Origin of the sequence: Rathayibacter sp. AY1B5, from assembly GCF_002932795.1 — a bacterium.
GTDB lineage: Bacteria > Actinomycetota > Actinomycetes > Actinomycetales > Microbacteriaceae > Rathayibacter.
Window position 1 is genome coordinate 60,033 of record NZ_PSWM01000015.1, and the last position, 14,634, is coordinate 74,666.

Here is a 14,634-nt window from a genome sequence, read left to right on the forward strand (position 1 = left end):
TCCAGTCGCCTGCCGGTAGCGTGGCCGGGCGCTCTCGCGTCCCCCACCCCGTCGGACACGTCCTCGGAGCGCTTCCCGCCCCACGAGGAGAACCCATGCTCACCGTCACCGCCTACGCCGCTCCCTCCGCGACCGAGCCGCTCGTCCCCACCACCATCGAGCGCCGCGACGTCGGACCGCACGACGTGCTCATCGAGATCGCCTACTCCGGCATCTGCCACTCGGACATCCACACCGTCCGCGGCGACTGGGGTCCGGTGGCGTACCCGCTGACCGTCGGCCACGAGATCGTCGGCGTCGTCGCCGAGGTCGGCTCCGAGGTCACCAAGCACTCCGTCGGCGACCGCGTCGGCGTCGGCTGCATGGTGAACTCCTGCCGCGAGTGCGAGAACTGCCTCGCGGGCGAGGAGCAGTACTGCCTGAAGGGCAACACCGGCACCTACGCCTCCGTCGACCGCGACGGCACCATCACCCAGGGCGGCTACTCCACGCACGTCGTCGTCGTCGAGGACTTCGTGCTCCGCGTCCCGGAGTCGATCCCCTACGAGGCCGCCGCTCCGCTGCTGTGCGCGGGCATCACCACCTACTCGCCGCTCTCGCATTGGGAAGCGGGCCCCGGCAAGCGCGTGGCCGTCGTCGGCCTCGGCGGGCTCGGCCACATGGCCGTCAAGTTCGCGCACGCGATGGGCGCCGAGGTCACCGTGCTCTCGCAGACCCTGAGCAAGAAGGAGGACGGCCTCCGCCTGGGCGCCGACCACTACTACGCGACGCGCGACGAGGCGACCTTCACCGATCTCGCGAACACCTTCGACCTGATCGTCAACACGGTCAGCGCGCCCCTCGACCTCGACGCCTACCTGGGACTCCTGCGCCGCAACGGCACGATGGTGAACGTGGGCGCTCCGGCCGAAGCGCTGCCGCTGCACGTGTTCACGCTCTTCGGCGCCCGCCGGTCCTTCGCGGGCTCGGGCATCGGCGGCATCCGCGAGACCCAGGAGATGCTCGACTTCTGCGCCGAGAAGGGCATCGCGAGCGAGGTCGAGGTCGTCTCGGCCTCGCAGATCAACGAGGCCTACGAGCGCGTCCTCGCCTCGGACGTCCGCTACCGCTTCGTGATCGACGCGTCCACGTTCGAGAAGTGAGCCCGGCCGGGGCGCTAGCCTCGGCGGCATGAGCGAACGGAGCCACCCGGCCGTCGACCGCGTCCTCGCCGACCTCGACCGGCACGGTGTGCATCCGGCCGTGCGCTGGCTCGACTCGGCCGCGTCGACGGCCGCGCTGGCGGCAGAGGCGCTGGGCGTCGACGTCGGCCAGATCGCCAACTCGCTGGTGTTCCTGCTCGACGGTGCGCCGCTGCTGGTCCTGACCAGCGGCGGCCACCGCGTCGACACCGCCTGGCTGGGCGTGCAGCTGGGCGGATCGGTCACCCGGGCGCCGGCCGCCGACGTGAAGTCCGCGACGGGCCAGACGATCGGCGGGATCGCGCCGGTCGGTCATCCCGCGCCGCTGCGCACCGTGGTCGACACGGCCCTCGCCGCCTACGAAGTCGTCTGGGCGGCGGCCGGGCACGCGCACACCGTCTACCCGACCGGCTTCGACGAGCTGGTGCGGGTCACCGGGGGAGAGGCGCGGGCCGTCGTCCCGCCGGATCCGGCGCCGTAGCGCCGACTCGACGACGAACGCCCCCTGCGATCCGAGATCGCAAGGGGCGTCGACGAGGGCAGGGGTCAGAGCACGCGGCCCGCGCCGTCGGCGGCCGTGACCAGGAAGAGCTCCGGAGTCGTGAAGCCCTTCTCGGCGAAGGCGGCGAGGACCGCGGCGCGGACCTCCTCCTCCTTCTCCACCGGAGTGAGGGCGATCGCGGAGCCGCCGAAGCCGCCACCGGTCATCCGGGCGCCGATCGCTCCGGCGCCGCGCGCCGCTTCGACGGCGGTGTCGAGCTCGGGCACCGAGATCTCGAAGTCGTCGCGGAGGGAGACGTGGCCGGCGTCGAGCAGATCGCCGATCGCCCGCGGGCCGTGCTCGCGCAGGGTGCGGACGGTCTCGAGCACGCGGGCGTCCTCCGTCACGACGTGCTTCACCCGCCGGTAGGTGACGTCGTCGAGGAGCTCCTCGGCGCGCGGCAGGTCGTCGACCGTCAGCTCGCGGAGCGACGGCACGCCGAGGGTCGCGGCGCCGAGCTCGCAGGAGGCGCGCCGCTCGGCGTAGCCGCCGGTGGCGTGAGCGTGCTCGACGCGGGTGTCGACGACGAGCAGGACGAGCCCGGCCTCCTCGAAGCCGAGGGGGATGACCTCGGTGTCGAGGCTGCGGCAGTCCAGGAACACCGCGGCGTCGCGCTCCCCGAAGAGGGAGGCGGACTCGTCCATGATCCCGGTGGGGGCGCCGACCGCGACGTTCTCGGCGCGGCGGCCGACGCGGGCCATCGTCGCGCGGTCGAAGCCGAGGTCCCAGAGCTCGTCGAGGGCGACGGCCATCGCGCACATCAGCGCCGCCGAGCTCGAGAGCCCCGCGCCGACCGGCACGTCGGAGTCGACGTACGCGTCGAAGCCCGAGCGGGAGCCCAGGTCGACGCCGTACTCCGTGAGCGCCCAGACCACGCCGAGCGGGTAGGCCGACCAGCCGGTCACGGCGCCGGGGCCGAGCTCGTCGAGGGCGACCTCGATCACCTCGGGCGAGAAGGCGCTGCTGATCCTGATGAGGCGGTCCTCCCGCGGAGCGACGGCCATCGCGGTGGCGCGGTCGATGGCGAAGGGGAAGACGAAGCCGTCGTTGTAGTCGGTGTGCTCGCCGATCAGGTTCACACGACCGGGGCCGGCCCAGACACCCGCTGCGGGCCGGTCGAAGGTGCGCTCGAAGGCGGCGGCCGCGCTCTCGGCGACGGCGGTCAGGGAGGCGGGAGCGGCGGTCATCGGTTCTCCTCGGCGATGTCGGCGGCGGTCGTTGCGGGAGTGGCGGCGCCGTCGGGCAGCGAGTCGTCGCTGTGCGCGGCGACCGGCAGGGCCGCGTCGGGGCGCTGGGCGATCCCGGCCTCGAGCACGGCCGCGTCGGCCCGTTCGATGGCGGCGCGCAGGGCCGCGGCGCTCGTCTCCGGGGCGATGTCGCCGATCCAGGCCCCCATCGCGGCCTCGCTCCCCGCGAGGTACTTGAGCTTCGTCTCGGCGCGGCGGGGCGAGGTGATCTGGAGCATCAGGCGCACCTCGTCGCGGCGCTCGTGCACCGGGGCCTGGTGCCAGGCGGCGATGTAGGGCGTCGGGGTGTCGTAGAGGGCGTCGATGCCGCGGAGCAGGCGCTGGTAGATCGTCGCGAGCTCGTCGCGCTCCTCCGGGGTGGTCGCCGCCAGGTCCGGGACGTGGCGGTGCGGCAGGAGGTGCACCTCGACGGGCCAGCGTGCGGCGAACGGCACGAACGCGGTGAAGTGCTCGCCGCGGAGGAGGACGCGCTCGCCGGCCTGCTCGAAGGCGAGGACGTCGGCGAACATCGAGGGCCCGTAGCTGTCGAGCGAGGCGAGCAGACGGGTCGTGCGCGGCGTGACGTAGGGGTAGGAGTAGATCTGCCCGTGGGGGTGGTGCAGCGTGACGCCGATCGCCTCGCCGCGGTTCTCGAACGGGAAGACCTGCTGCACGCCGGGAAGGGCCGAGAGGGCGCCCACGCGGTCGGCCCAGGCCTCGACCACGGTCCGGGCGCGAGAGGCGCTGAGCGTGGCGAAGGAGCCCTCGTGCTCGGGGCTGAAGCAGACGACCTCGCAGCGGCCGACGCTGGTCAGCGTCCGGCCGAGCCCGAGGGTGCGCAGGTCCTCCAGCGAGGCGGGCGCGTCCGCGTCCTCGAGGAGCGGGCCGAAGGAGGGGGAGCGGTTCTCGAAGACGGCGACGTCGTAGCGGCTGGGCACCTCCGACGGGTTCGTCGGCGACGCCGGAGCGAGCGGATCGAGCTCGGCCGGCGGCAGGAACACGCGGTTCTGGCGCGACGCGGCGATGGAGACCCACTCGCCGGTCAGCACGTCCTGGCGCATCCGCGCGGTGGCGGGGCGGGGGTCGAGGTGGCGGGCGTCGGCGGCGCGCTCCGGGGGGAGCGTCGTGTCGGCGTCGTCGAAGTAGAGGAGCTCGCGGCCGTCGGCCAGCGTGTGCGGGCGCTTGACGACGCCGGCGGAGAGGGTGATCGCTTCGTTCATGACAGGAGTCAGACTAGGGCCGCACCTTCGAAAAGGAAAGCTGGTTTTCTCTTTGACAAGTCCGCTCGACCGCGGGCACGATGGGCGGATGAGGACGGACGGCGAGCAGGAGTCCACGTCGGCGATCGAGCGCCGGCTGAGGCTGCGCCTGGCCGCCGAGAGCTCGGGCTTCGTCGGGGTCGCCCCGATGGCCGACATGCTCGGGGTCTCGGTCGTCACCGTCCGCTCCGATCTCGCACTGCTGGCGAGCGAGGGCGTCCTCCAGCGGGTGCGCGGAGGGGCGATCCCCGCGCCGAGGCCCACCGGCGAGCGCTCGCTCGAGGAGGGCCTGAGCGCCGCCTCCGACGAGAAGGCCGCGATCGGCCGCGAGGCCGCCGCCTCCGTCTCCTCCGGGCAGAGCATCGTGCTCGACGTGGGCACCACACCGCTCGCCATCGCGCACGCGCTCGTGGCTCGCGAGGAGCTGCGCGACGTCACAGTGATCACGAACGGCCTCTCCACGGCTCTGGCGCTCGAGCCGGCCATCCCGCGCTTCACCGTCGTCGTCACCGGGGGCACTCTGCGGCCGCTGCAGCACTCGCTGGTCGAGCCGCTCGCGTCCGAGATGCTCGAGCGGATCCGCGCCGACATCGCCTTCATCGGCTGCACCGGCGTGCACCCGGAGGCCGGCGTCACCAACGTCAACCTCCCCGAGGCGACCCTGAAGCGCCGGATGCTGCAGGCGGCGACCCGCCGGGTCGTGGTCGCCGACTCCTCGAAGCTCGGAGTCGTCGACCTCGGCCGGGTCGCCGCTCCCGACGAGTTCGACCGTCTGCTCACGGGCGCGGGAGCCGCCGACGGACTGGTCGCCGCTCTGGAGGAGGCGGGGCTCGCGGTCACGCGCTGCCGGGCGCTCGGCGAGCGCGTCAGTCCGTAGGATCGAGGAATGGCCGACTTCACCCCCGCTCCCGCCACCGGGCGCCAGTTCTCCCTCGACCTCACCGCCGAGGGACGCACCCTGCACGCCGTCGTGACGGAGGTGGCGGCAGCGCTGCGCCACCTCTCGGTCGACGGAGTGGAGATCACCGCCTCCTACCCGGAGAGCACCGTCCCGCCGTTCGGCTCGGGCATCGTCCTGATGCCGTGGCCCAACCGCGTGAAGGACGGGCGCTGGCACCACCGCGGCGAGACGCTCCAGCTCGCGATCACCGAGCCGAAGTACCACAACGCCATCCACGGCCTCCTGGTGAGCACCCCGTACCGCCTCGTCGACCAGGGCCCCTCCTTCGTCGAGCTGGCCGCGCCGGTCGTGCCGCAGGCGGGCTACCCGTTCCACCTCGAGACCTCGGTCCGCTACGAGCTGCAGGCCGACGGGCTGAAGGTCGTCCACCGCGTCGTCAACGTCGGAGCCGACGAGGCACCCGTCGCCATCGGCACGCACCCCTTCCTCGCCATCGGCGACGTGCCGACCGACGAGCTCGAGATCACCGTCGACGCGGCGGTGCACATCGAGGTCGACGAGCGCCTCAACCCCACCGTGCAGAAGCCGGTCGAGGGCACCGAGTGGGACCTCCGCTCCGGCCGCCGCATCGGCGACCTCAAGCTCGACGACGCCTGGGCCGACGTCCGGATGGTCGACGGTGAGAGCGTGCACGGCCTCCGCGCCGCCGACGGGCGCCGCGTGCTCCTCTGGGCCGACGCCTCGCACAACTTCATCCAGGTCTTCATCACCCGGATCTTCCCCGACGGCGACGACGTGAAGACCGCGATCGCCGTGGAGCCGATGACCGCTCCGGCCGAGGCGTTCAACAGCGGGCAGGGCCTGCGCTGGCTCGAGCCGGGCGAGGAGTGGACCGTCGCGTGGGGCATCCGCCACGAGGGGTTCCCCACCGCGTCATGACCTCCCTCGCGGCGGTGGGGCGCGACGACGAGGCCAAGCGCGTCGCCCTCGTCCGGATGAAGCGGCTCGCCACGGGCCTGCTCGTGGTGATGGCCGTCGTCTTCGCCGTGTCGTTCGCCCTGCAGGAGCGCTACCCGTGGCTGCAGTGGGTCCGGGCCGCGAGCGAGGGCGGGATGGTCGGCGCGCTCGCCGACTGGTTCGCCGTGACCGCGCTGTTCCGGCGGCCGCTGGGCCTGCCGATCCCGCACACCGCGATCATCCCGACCAAGAAGGACGAGATCGGCGCGAGCCTCGCGCAGTTCGTCGAGGAGAACTTCCTCCGCGGCGCCATCGTGCGCGAGAAGCTCGACTCCTTCGGGATCGCCCGGCGGGCAGGGCTCTGGCTCGCCGAGCCGGAGAACGCGCACCGTGTCGGCGGCGAGAGCGCGGCGGCCGTCCGCTCGGCGATCGCCCTGCTGGACGACTCCGATGTGCAGCGCGTGATCGAGGCGCTGGCGCGGCGCCACCTCCTCGACCCGCAGTGGGGCCCGCCGCTGGGCTCGCTGGTGGGCAGCGTGGTCGAGGCCGGCCACCACCGGCGACTCGTGGACACGCTGGTCGAGCAGGCGGAGGAGTGGCTGACCGCGAACCCGCAGAGCTTCACCCGCATGGTCAGCGGCCGCCTGCCGAGCTGGCTGCCCTCCGCGGTCAGCCGGGCGGTGGACGAGCGGCTGTACCGCGAGGCTCTCGTCTTCGTCGCGGCGGTGCGCGAGGACCAGGTGCACCCGTTCCGGATCGCGATCGACGGCTACCTCGCCACGCTGGCGCAGGATCTGGGCACCGATCCCGACCTGATCGCCCGCGTCGAGGAGATCAAGAACCGCGCCTTCGACAGCCCGCGCGTCCGCGAGCTCGCGGGGGACGCCTGGGAGGCGACGAAGGCCTCGCTCCTCGGCGCGATGGACGACCCGGCGAGCCCGCTGCGCGGCAGTATCGAGTCGATCGTCGTCGATCTGGGCCGCCGGCTCTCGACCGACGCCGGCCTCGCGGCGACCGTCGACTCCTGGATCGGCTCGGTGGCGGCGAACCTGGTCGACCGCTACCGCACCGACATCGCCAGCATCATCGGCGACACGATCCACCGCTGGGACCCGCGCGAGACGTCCGAGAAGCTCGAGCTCCAGGTCGGGAAGGACCTCCAGTTCATCCGGATCAACGGCACCGTCGTGGGCTCCCTGGCCGGGCTCGTCATCTTCACGGTCGCGCACGCGCTGCTCGGCTCGTGAAGCGGGGCGCACGGCGCCGCTCCGCAAGCCCTCGTCGGCGTCGGTGGTCGGGCGTACGGTCGCACCATGAGCGATGACAACACCACCGATCCCGATGTCAAGACCGAGGGCGACGTCCTCGGCGCCCGTGCCGACGACGGCAGCGACACCAGCGCCAGCAAGGACCCGTCCGACTGGGTCACCGGCGACGAGCCGATGACCGGCCCGCAGCGCAGCTACCTCGACACCCTCGCGCGCGAAGCGGGCGAGACCCTCCCCGCCGACCTCACCAAGGCCCAGGCCTCCGAGCACATCGACCGCCTGCAGTCCTCCACGGGCCGCGGCGACGGCAGCAACGGGCACGACTGATCCCGCCGGGGCGCCCCGGGGCTGAGCATCAGTCCCCGTCGGCGCCCCCGTCCGGGGCGCGCACACCGGAGCCCGGCGTCCCTAGGGTTCGGTCATGGCGATCTCCCGCACCACGCGCACCGCCCTCGATCTCATCGACGCGATCCGGATCCCCGGCCGCATCGATCCCCGTCTGGCCCGGCAGGTGACCCTCTCGCTCCGCCAGCTCCTCGAATCCGGTGCCTTCGGCCCGAGCGAGCGGCTCCTCCGCCGCCGAGCGAGGAGACTGCGTTCCCGTACCCGCGAGGCGGCGGCGTTCCGGCAGGCGCGCTCGGCCGGCTGCACCGTTCAGCTCTGAGCATGCTGAACGGGGCCGCTCCGCTGTGACCGGGGATGGGACAGACACCGCCAGCGCGGTCGTCTAGAGTTCCTGGCATCCGGTCCGCCGGACGCCCGCCGCAGTCTCCCGGCCGGTCGACAAGGGAGTCGTCTCGGCGCGGGTCACCCCTCGTTCGCCCGTCGAACGCTCGCTGATCCCAGCACCCCGCTCCCTCGTCGAGAAGGGACTCCCGCGATGACGTCTCGCGTCTCGCACACCGCGACGACCGTCCGCCTCGTCCGCTGGTACCGGATCGACTCCGACTGGCTCTCGGAGGTCGTCACCGGACGCCTGCTCGAGCACCAGGACGGCCGCTGGCGCCTCCTCGTCGGCGAGAAGGTGCGCGACTACCCGGACGAGGTGTGGTCGCTCTGCCACGAGTGACGCCGTCGCGGATTGCCGGGGCCCGGACGGGGCGTCAGAGGTAGAGGTAGTACGTCTTCGCGCAGTCCGTCGAGCAGAACGGATCGCGGCGGCGGGCCGGCCGGACGCGGCACGCCTCGCACAGCCGCGGCCGCCGCAGAAGAGCGCGGAGGAAGGTCAGCACTCCTGCACCGTAGTGGTGCGACCTGTCCGCGCCCTGGCACTGTCCGGAAAGCGCGACCAGGCGAGCGGGTGGTGGGCCCCGTCGGGCTCGAACCGACGACCCGCGGATTAAAAGTCCGCTGCTCTGCCAACTGAGCTAGAGGCCCGCGCGCTCCAGGGTAGCGGGCCGTCGGCGCCCCCGGAGCAGGTGCGGCGCCGAGCAGCCGGACGATTCCGGAGCGGTCCGCGTCCTCCGCGCGGGCATACCCGCCCAGCCGCGGGCGTTACCCTCCTCGAACCCCCTACGGAGCGCGAGCGCGAGAGCGTCCGCGCGCACGACCGCGGAAGGCGGCCCCATGACAGACGGCTTCCACAAGCCGACCAAGTTCCCCTCCCACGTCTTCGAGGCGTTCCAGGGAGGAGAGGACCCGGCGCAGATCAGCCGCGTCGCCCACGAGACCGCGATCGCGCTGCTGAGCCGCGTCCGGAACGACCCGGACCCGGTGGTCATCGACCGCCTCGTCGAGTACACCGACCACAACGGCATCGACGCCCTCGCCGAGCTCTGGGCGCGCTCCAGCGCGGCGAGCCTGCCGGGTGCGCTGTGGCGGATCTACCTGCTGCGGCTGGTCATCCGGCAGGACCCGGAGAGCACGAGCTTCCTCTACCAGCGCGGAGTCGAGCTCTCCGCCACGATCGACCCGGTGGTCGCCGGAGCGAGCACGCCCACGGGGCCGGCCGAGATCACCGAGCTGGCCGACCGGATCCTCCGCGGCGTCTTCGACGGCGACTTCGCGGTGGCACTGGACCGCGCCGCGGCGTTCTGCCGCGTGAGCGCCTCCGGAGCCGTCTCGGTCGCCGACGACGTGGAGCCGGTGAACCCCGCCCGGGCGAGCGAGCTGACCACCCGCGCGCTGCGCCTCTCGACCACCGCCGCCGAGCTCGTGAGCTGCGCCCGGCTGTGGAGGAGCGACTCCCTGGAGTGACGCGCAACCCGCGTTCACCCACTGCGAACGCCGCTCGCCGCCACCGCGGAGGCCTTTGGTAGACTGGCGGAAGCCGGATCGCAGTAACCCCGGGCTCCACTTATAGCCGCTTCGAGCGGCCTCGCGCCGAGAGGCGTTTCTGCGGTCCGGCCCCTTCTCTGCTCGCATCGCCGCCACGGTGCGCGAGGCGAGGGCCCAGGAGGAGTCGATCCTCGCCCGAGTCCCCACAGACAGGCGCCAGCGGAATGAAGAACAGCAGAGCTCTCCGGATCGGCGCGCGCGTCTGGGCGGGAGCAGGGCTGCTGGTCGTCGCCGCGCTCTACCTCCTCGCCGCCCCGAGCGTCGACGACGCGGAGGGCGCCCAGTTCGCCGCGGGCGTCTCGCTCTCGCAGGGCACGGTGATGCGCGTCCTCGCGGTCCTCGACCTGTTCGCCGGGCTCTGGGTCCTCCTCCGCCCGCGCAGCTATCCGGGCATCACCGCTGCGGCGGTGGCTGTGATCTCCCTCTGGCTGGCCCCCCGGCTGGGCGATCCGGCGCTCGTGCCGATCGGCACGTTGGCGCTGGATGTCCGATTCGTGACGCATCCGATCGAGGTGTCGGTCGTCGTAGCAGGCCTGGCCGTGACAGCCTTCTGGATGACGCGGAATCTTTCAGCCCGGGCGCGGGCGAGGCGGGGCTGATGACGGACGACACCACAACGGAGGCGGCTGTCCTCCTCGAGCGCATCGCCGGAGGAGAGCAGGCGGCTTTCGCCGCGCTCTACGACCAGATGGCGGGCCGGGTCCTCGGCCTGATCATCCGCGTGCTCGTCGACCGCTCCCAGTCCGAGGAGGTGGCCCAGGAGGTCTTCCTCGAGATCTGGCAAACCGCTGGGCGTTTCGCTCCGAATAAAGGAAGCGCGACGACCTGGATCCTCACGATGGCACACCGCAGGGCCATCGACAGGGTCCGCGCGGCTCAAGCCGGCCGTGATCGGGACATGCGCATCGGAATCCGAGACCTCGGGCGCGACTACGACCAGGTCTCCGAGCAGGCGGAGGTGTCCCTCGAGCACGAGAAGGTCGCGGCCGCCATGGGCCGCCTGACGGAACTGCAGCGGCAGGCGCTGCAGCTCGCTTACTACGGCGGATACTCGCACAGCGAGATCGCGGGGATCCTGCAGTGCCCCGTGGGAACCGTCAAGACACGCCTGCGTGACGGAATGATCAGACTTCGAGAAGAGATGGGGGTGGCCCTGTGAACGATGTGCGACTCCCCGACGGGATGGACGACCCGCGCGATCTCGCGGCGGGTCACGCACTGGGCATCCTGACGCCCGAGGAGCAGGAGCGCTACGAGCGCTTCCTCTCCGAGCACCCGGAGGCGCGCGGCGAGGCCGACGCGTTCGCCGAGGTGGCCGAGGCGCTGGTCGCCGACGCACCCGCCGTGGAGCCCTCGCCGGGCTTCAAGGCCGACCTGATGGCGCTCATCGCCACCACTCCGCAGCTGCCGCTGGAGGAGCCCGACGAGGACCACGAGGCGCCCGCCGCGCCCCGCCTGGTTCCCGTCGCCTCCGAGGGCGAGCGGAGCGGTCCGACGGCTCGTCGGGACGGAGGCGGCAGCGCCGCGAACCGCGCCCGGAGCCGTTGGTTCGCCCGCCCGGCGGTCTACCTCTCGGCGGCTGCGGCCGCCGCGGTGATCGTGGTCGGCGGAGTGACCCTCCCGCCGCTGCTCTCGTCCGGCCCCGGCCAGACGCAGCAGCAGACTGCTCTCGAGCAGATCCGCAGCGCCCCCGACGCGCAGGAGACGACCGGCACGGTCGCCACCGGCGAGCAGGCGACGCTGGTCTGGTCGAGCTCGCTCGGCCGCTCCGCCCTCGTGGTGGACGACCTGGCGCCGCTGCCGGAGGACAAGACCTACGAGCTCTGGTACATCGGCTCGTCCGGTCCGGTCGCCGCAGGGACGTTCGACGGGGGAGAGGGCAGCACCGTGGCTCCGCTCGAGGGGAGCCTCGCCGAGGGCGGAGTCGTCGCGGTGACGGTCGAGGACGCCGGCGGCTCGTCGGCTCCGACCACGGACCCGATACTGGCCATCGACATCGCCTGAGGGCCTGAGCACGAGAAGAGCCGCACTCCGGGAACGGGGTGCGGCTCTTCTCGTTCCCGGAGTGCAGGACGTCGAACGAGAACGAGCCGCGACCCCCGGAGGGACGCGGCTCGCTCTCGTCTGCGGCGGATCAGCCGAAGCGGCCCGAGACGTAGTCCTCGGTCGCCTGGACGGACGGACGCGAGAACATCGTCGCGGTGTCGTCGTACTCGATGAGCTTGCCCGGCTTGCCGGTGCCCGCGATGTTGAAGAACGCGGTGCGGTCCGAGACGCGCGAGGCCTGCTGCATGTTGTGGGTCACGATGACGATCGTGTAGTCGTTCTTGAGCTCCTCGATGAGGTCCTCGATCGCGAGGGTCGAGATCGGGTCGAGGGCCGAGCAGGGCTCGTCCATCAGCAGGACGTCGGGGGAGACGGCGATCGCACGGGCGATGCACAGACGCTGCTGCTGGCCGCCGGAGAGACCGGAGCCCGGCTTGTCGAGGCGGTCCTTCACCTCGTTCCAGAGGTTCGCGCCCTGGAGCGAGCGCTCGACGAGCGCGTCCGCGTCCGACTTCGAGATGCGGCGGTTGTTGAGCTTCACACCGGCCAGCACGTTGTCCCGGATGGACATCGTCGGGAACGGGTTGGGGCGCTGGAAGACCATGCCCACCTGGCGGCGCACCTGCACCGGGTCCACGCCCGGGCCGTACAGGTTGTTGCCGTCGATCAGGACCTCGCCCTCGACGTGCGCGCCGGGGATGACCTCGTGCATGCGGTTGAGCGTGCGGAGGAAGGTCGACTTGCCGCAGCCGGACGGGCCGATGAAGGCGGTGACCGTGCGGGGCTCGATGGCGAGCGAGACGCCCTCCACCGCGAGGAACTGGCTGTAGTAGACGTTGAGGTCGTTGACCTCGATGCGCTTGGACATTGCTTCCTTCGGGGATTCCGGCCGGAGCCGAGTGGTGGGTGTCAGCGGCCGAGCTTGGGGGCGAAGATCTTCGCGATCAGGCGGGCGACCAGGTTCAGCGCCATGACGATCAGGATGAGGGCCAGCGCGCCGGTCCAGGCCCGGTTGAGGAACGCCTCGGCGTCGGGGCCCTGGTTCGCGTACTGCGTGTAGACGAAGACCGGGAGGGTCATCATCCGCTCGCTGAAGAGGTCGTAGTTCATCGACGCGGTGAAGCCGGCGACGATCAGCAGCGGCGCGGTCTCGCCGATGACGCGGGCGATGGCGAGCGTGATGCCCGTCGTGATCCCGGCGATGGAGGTCGGCAGCACGATCTTGACGATGGTCAGCCACTTCGGCACGCCGAGGGCGTAGGACGCCTCGCGCAGCTCGTTCGGCACCAGCTTCAGCATCTCCTCCGACGAGCGGACGACCACGGGGATCATCAGCACGGCGAGGGCGATCGAGCCGGCGAAGCCCATCCGGACGCCGGGGCCGAGGATCAGCGCGAAGAGCGCGTAGGCGAACAGGCCCGCGACGATCGAGGGGATGCCCGTCATCACGTCGACGAAGAAGGTGATTGCCCGGGCGAGGTGGCCGCGGCCGTACTCGACGAGGTAGATCGAGGTGAGCAGGCCGATCGGCACCGAGATCAGCGCGGCCATGGCCGTGATCTCGAGCGTGCCGACGATCGCGTGGAGCGCGCCGCCGCCCGCGTCGATGACGTTGCGCATCGACGAGGAGAAGAAGAGCGGATCGAACCGCGCGACTCCGTTGGAGACGACCGTGTAGAGCAGGGAGATCAGCGGGAGCAGCGCGATGATGAACGCGGTCGCGACCAGCGAGGTCACGAGGCGGTCGACAGCCTTGCGGCCGCCCTCGACCAGGCGCGAGACCACGTAGATGGCGACGTCGAAGAGGACGGTGCCCCAGAAGATCGCGCCGACGAGGCTGAAGTCGTTCATCATGCCGGCCGCCTGGAGGATCAGGAAGACGGCGGCGAACACGACCCAGCTGCCGACGAGCAGCATCCAGGGGGTGCCCTTGGGCAGCTTGCCCGCCTGCAGCGAGAAGGGCATCGACGAGGTGGCGGCGGACATCAGTTGGCTCCCGAGAAGGCCTTGCGGCGGTTGACGATGAACCGCGCGACCGAGTTCACGACGAGGGTGATGACGAAGAGGATGAGGCCCGAGGCGACGAGGACGTTCACGCCGACTCCGCTCGCCTCCGGGAACTGCAGCGCGATGTTCGCGGCGATGGTGTTCGAGTTCTGCGAGGTCAGCAGGAGGAAGGAGACGACCGTCGCGGGCGAGAGCACCATCGCGACGGCGAGCGTCTCGCCGAGGGCCCGGCCGAGGCCGAGCATGGCGGCCGAGACGATGCCCGGGGCGCCGAAGGGCAGGACGGCCATGCGGATCATCTCCCAGCGGGTCGCGCCGAGCGCGAGCGCCGCCTCCTCGTGCAGGCGCGGGGCCTGGAGGAAGATCTCGCGGCAGACCGCGGTGATGATCGGGATGACCATGACGGCCAGCACCACCGAGGCGGTGAGGATCGTCTTGCCGGTGCCCGACGCCTGGCCGCCGAAGAGCGGGAACCAGCCGATGTTCACGTTGAGGAAGAGGTAGAAGGGCTGCACCATCGGCGCCAGGACGGTCGCGCCCCAGAGGCCGAAGACCACCGAGGGGACGGCGGCGAGGAGGTCGACCACGTAGCCGAGGGCCATCGCGATGCGGCGCGGCGCGTAGTGCGAGATGAAGAGGGCGATCGCGATCGAGAGCGGCAGGGCGATCACCAGGGCGATCACCGCCGACCAGACCGTGCCGAACACCAGAGGGCCGACGTAGGCCCAGAAGCTCGTCGCGTCGCCGGGGAGGCTGCCGGCCGGCGCGGTGAACGCGGGGATCGACTGCGCGATGAGGAAGATCGCGACGGCGGCGAGGACGAGGAGGATGAGGGAGCCGGCGGCGACGGTCGAGATCGAGAAGACCCGATCTCCGACACGCACCTTCGCCTTCGGGCGGACGACGGTCTCAGTTGCCATTCCAGGGGACTCTCTTCAGACGAGGGGTTCGGCGGGGCGCACAGGGAGATG

At 71.8% G+C, this 14,634-nt stretch carries 18 protein-coding genes and 1 tRNA gene; 12 read left to right on the plus strand and 7 right to left on the minus strand.

Annotated elements, in window-relative coordinates; genetic code table 11:
• The first annotated feature begins 95 nt into the window (after positions 1–95).
• Positions 96–1,142, plus strand: coding sequence for an NAD(P)-dependent alcohol dehydrogenase (locus C5D44_RS10720; protein WP_104233905.1), 1,047 nt, complete (start codon positions 96–98; stop codon positions 1,140–1,142).
• Positions 1,143–1,170: 28 nt separating this feature from the next.
• Positions 1,171–1,662: a YbaK/EbsC family protein gene (locus C5D44_RS10725; protein WP_104281649.1), complete on the plus strand. Its 492-nt coding sequence runs from the start codon at positions 1,171–1,173 to the stop codon at positions 1,660–1,662.
• Positions 1,663–1,727: 65 nt separating this feature from the next.
• On the opposite strand, the gene galK is transcribed toward C5D44_RS10725, so the two are convergent.
• Together galK and galT are read right to left on the minus strand one after the other, a co-directional pair.
• The gene (galK, locus tag C5D44_RS10730) at positions 1,728–2,909 is read right to left on the minus strand and encodes a galactokinase (protein WP_104276949.1); all 1,182 of its coding nucleotides are present in this window, start codon (positions 2,907–2,909) and stop codon (positions 1,728–1,730) included.
• Positions 2,906–4,168 carry a galactose-1-phosphate uridylyltransferase gene (galT, locus tag C5D44_RS10735; RefSeq protein ID WP_104276950.1) on the minus strand — a complete coding sequence of 421 codons (1,263 nt, stop codon included), beginning with the start codon at positions 4,166–4,168 and terminating at the stop codon, positions 2,906–2,908. Before galT ends, galK begins: the two co-directional genes overlap by 4 nt.
• Positions 4,169–4,256: 88 nt before the next feature.
• Between galT and C5D44_RS10740 the strand changes: the two genes are divergently transcribed.
• The 6 genes from C5D44_RS10740 to C5D44_RS10765 all read left to right on the plus strand — a co-directional run bounded on the left by C5D44_RS10740 (position 4,257) and on the right by C5D44_RS10765 (position 8,402).
• Entirely contained in the window at positions 4,257–5,084 is an 828-nt protein-coding gene (locus C5D44_RS10740; RefSeq protein WP_104276951.1) for a DeoR/GlpR family DNA-binding transcription regulator, read from the plus strand.
• A gap of 9 nt (positions 5,085–5,093) precedes the next feature.
• Positions 5,094–6,047, plus strand: a complete 954-nt coding sequence (locus tag C5D44_RS10745; protein WP_104281650.1) for an aldose 1-epimerase family protein — start codon at positions 5,094–5,096, stop codon at positions 6,045–6,047.
• A complete protein-coding gene (locus C5D44_RS10750) occupies positions 6,044–7,312 on the plus strand; it encodes a DUF445 domain-containing protein (RefSeq protein WP_104276953.1) in 1,269 nt (422 codons plus the stop codon). Before C5D44_RS10745 ends, C5D44_RS10750 begins: the two co-directional genes overlap by 4 nt.
• Before the next feature lie 66 nt (positions 7,313–7,378).
• On the plus strand, positions 7,379–7,660 hold the full coding sequence (locus C5D44_RS10755) for a DUF3072 domain-containing protein (RefSeq protein ID WP_104224714.1): 282 nt from the start codon (positions 7,379–7,381) through the stop codon (positions 7,658–7,660).
• A gap of 94 nt (positions 7,661–7,754) precedes the next feature.
• Positions 7,755–7,997: a hypothetical protein gene (locus C5D44_RS10760; RefSeq protein ID WP_104276954.1), complete on the plus strand. Its 243-nt coding sequence runs from the start codon at positions 7,755–7,757 to the stop codon at positions 7,995–7,997.
• Positions 7,998–8,213: 216 nt separating this feature from the next.
• Positions 8,214–8,402, plus strand: a complete 189-nt coding sequence (locus tag C5D44_RS10765) for a hypothetical protein (RefSeq protein WP_104276955.1) — start codon at positions 8,214–8,216, stop codon at positions 8,400–8,402.
• Between the two features lie 34 nt (positions 8,403–8,436).
• On the opposite strand, the gene C5D44_RS18510 is transcribed toward C5D44_RS10765, so the two are convergent.
• A complete protein-coding gene (locus C5D44_RS18510; RefSeq protein WP_258062912.1) occupies positions 8,437–8,565 on the minus strand; it encodes a hypothetical protein in 129 nt (42 codons plus the stop codon).
• Positions 8,566–8,634: 69 nt separating this feature from the next.
• Positions 8,635–8,710, minus strand: a tRNA-Lys gene (locus C5D44_RS10770).
• Between the two features lie 189 nt (positions 8,711–8,899).
• On the opposite strand from C5D44_RS10770, the gene C5D44_RS10775 reads away from it, so the two are divergent.
• The 4 genes from C5D44_RS10775 (at position 8,900) to C5D44_RS10790 (ending at position 11,614) form a co-directional block, all read left to right on the plus strand.
• The gene (locus C5D44_RS10775) at positions 8,900–9,529 is read left to right on the plus strand and encodes a DNA-directed RNA polymerase subunit beta (RefSeq protein WP_104227273.1); all 630 of its coding nucleotides are present in this window, start codon (positions 8,900–8,902) and stop codon (positions 9,527–9,529) included.
• A 245-nt stretch (positions 9,530–9,774) separates the two neighbouring features.
• The gene (locus C5D44_RS10780; RefSeq protein WP_104276956.1) at positions 9,775–10,209 is read left to right on the plus strand and encodes a hypothetical protein; all 435 of its coding nucleotides are present in this window, start codon (positions 9,775–9,777) and stop codon (positions 10,207–10,209) included.
• Entirely contained in the window at positions 10,209–10,769 is a 561-nt protein-coding gene (sigK, locus tag C5D44_RS10785) for an ECF RNA polymerase sigma factor SigK (RefSeq protein WP_104276957.1), read from the plus strand. The genes C5D44_RS10780 and sigK overlap by 1 nt, the downstream gene beginning before the upstream one ends.
• Entirely contained in the window at positions 10,766–11,614 is an 849-nt protein-coding gene (locus C5D44_RS10790) for an anti-sigma factor (RefSeq protein WP_146086087.1), read from the plus strand. The genes sigK and C5D44_RS10790 overlap by 4 nt, the downstream gene beginning before the upstream one ends.
• A gap of 130 nt (positions 11,615–11,744) precedes the next feature.
• Here the strand turns inward: C5D44_RS10790 and pstB are convergent, their stop codons facing one another.
• Genes pstB through pstC form a run of 3 tightly spaced genes read right to left on the minus strand, consistent with a single transcriptional unit; the run spans position 11,745 to position 14,583 of the window.
• A complete protein-coding gene (gene pstB, locus C5D44_RS10795; protein WP_104224707.1) occupies positions 11,745–12,524 on the minus strand; it encodes a phosphate ABC transporter ATP-binding protein PstB in 780 nt (259 codons plus the stop codon).
• Positions 12,525–12,565: 41 nt separating this feature from the next.
• Positions 12,566–13,642, minus strand: a complete 1,077-nt coding sequence (gene pstA, locus C5D44_RS10800) for a phosphate ABC transporter permease PstA (RefSeq protein ID WP_104276959.1) — start codon at positions 13,640–13,642, stop codon at positions 12,566–12,568.
• Entirely contained in the window at positions 13,642–14,583 is a 942-nt protein-coding gene (gene pstC, locus C5D44_RS10805; protein WP_104227270.1) for a phosphate ABC transporter permease subunit PstC, read from the minus strand. The genes pstA and pstC overlap by 1 nt, the downstream gene beginning before the upstream one ends.
• Positions 14,584–14,634: the final 51 nt, after the last annotated feature.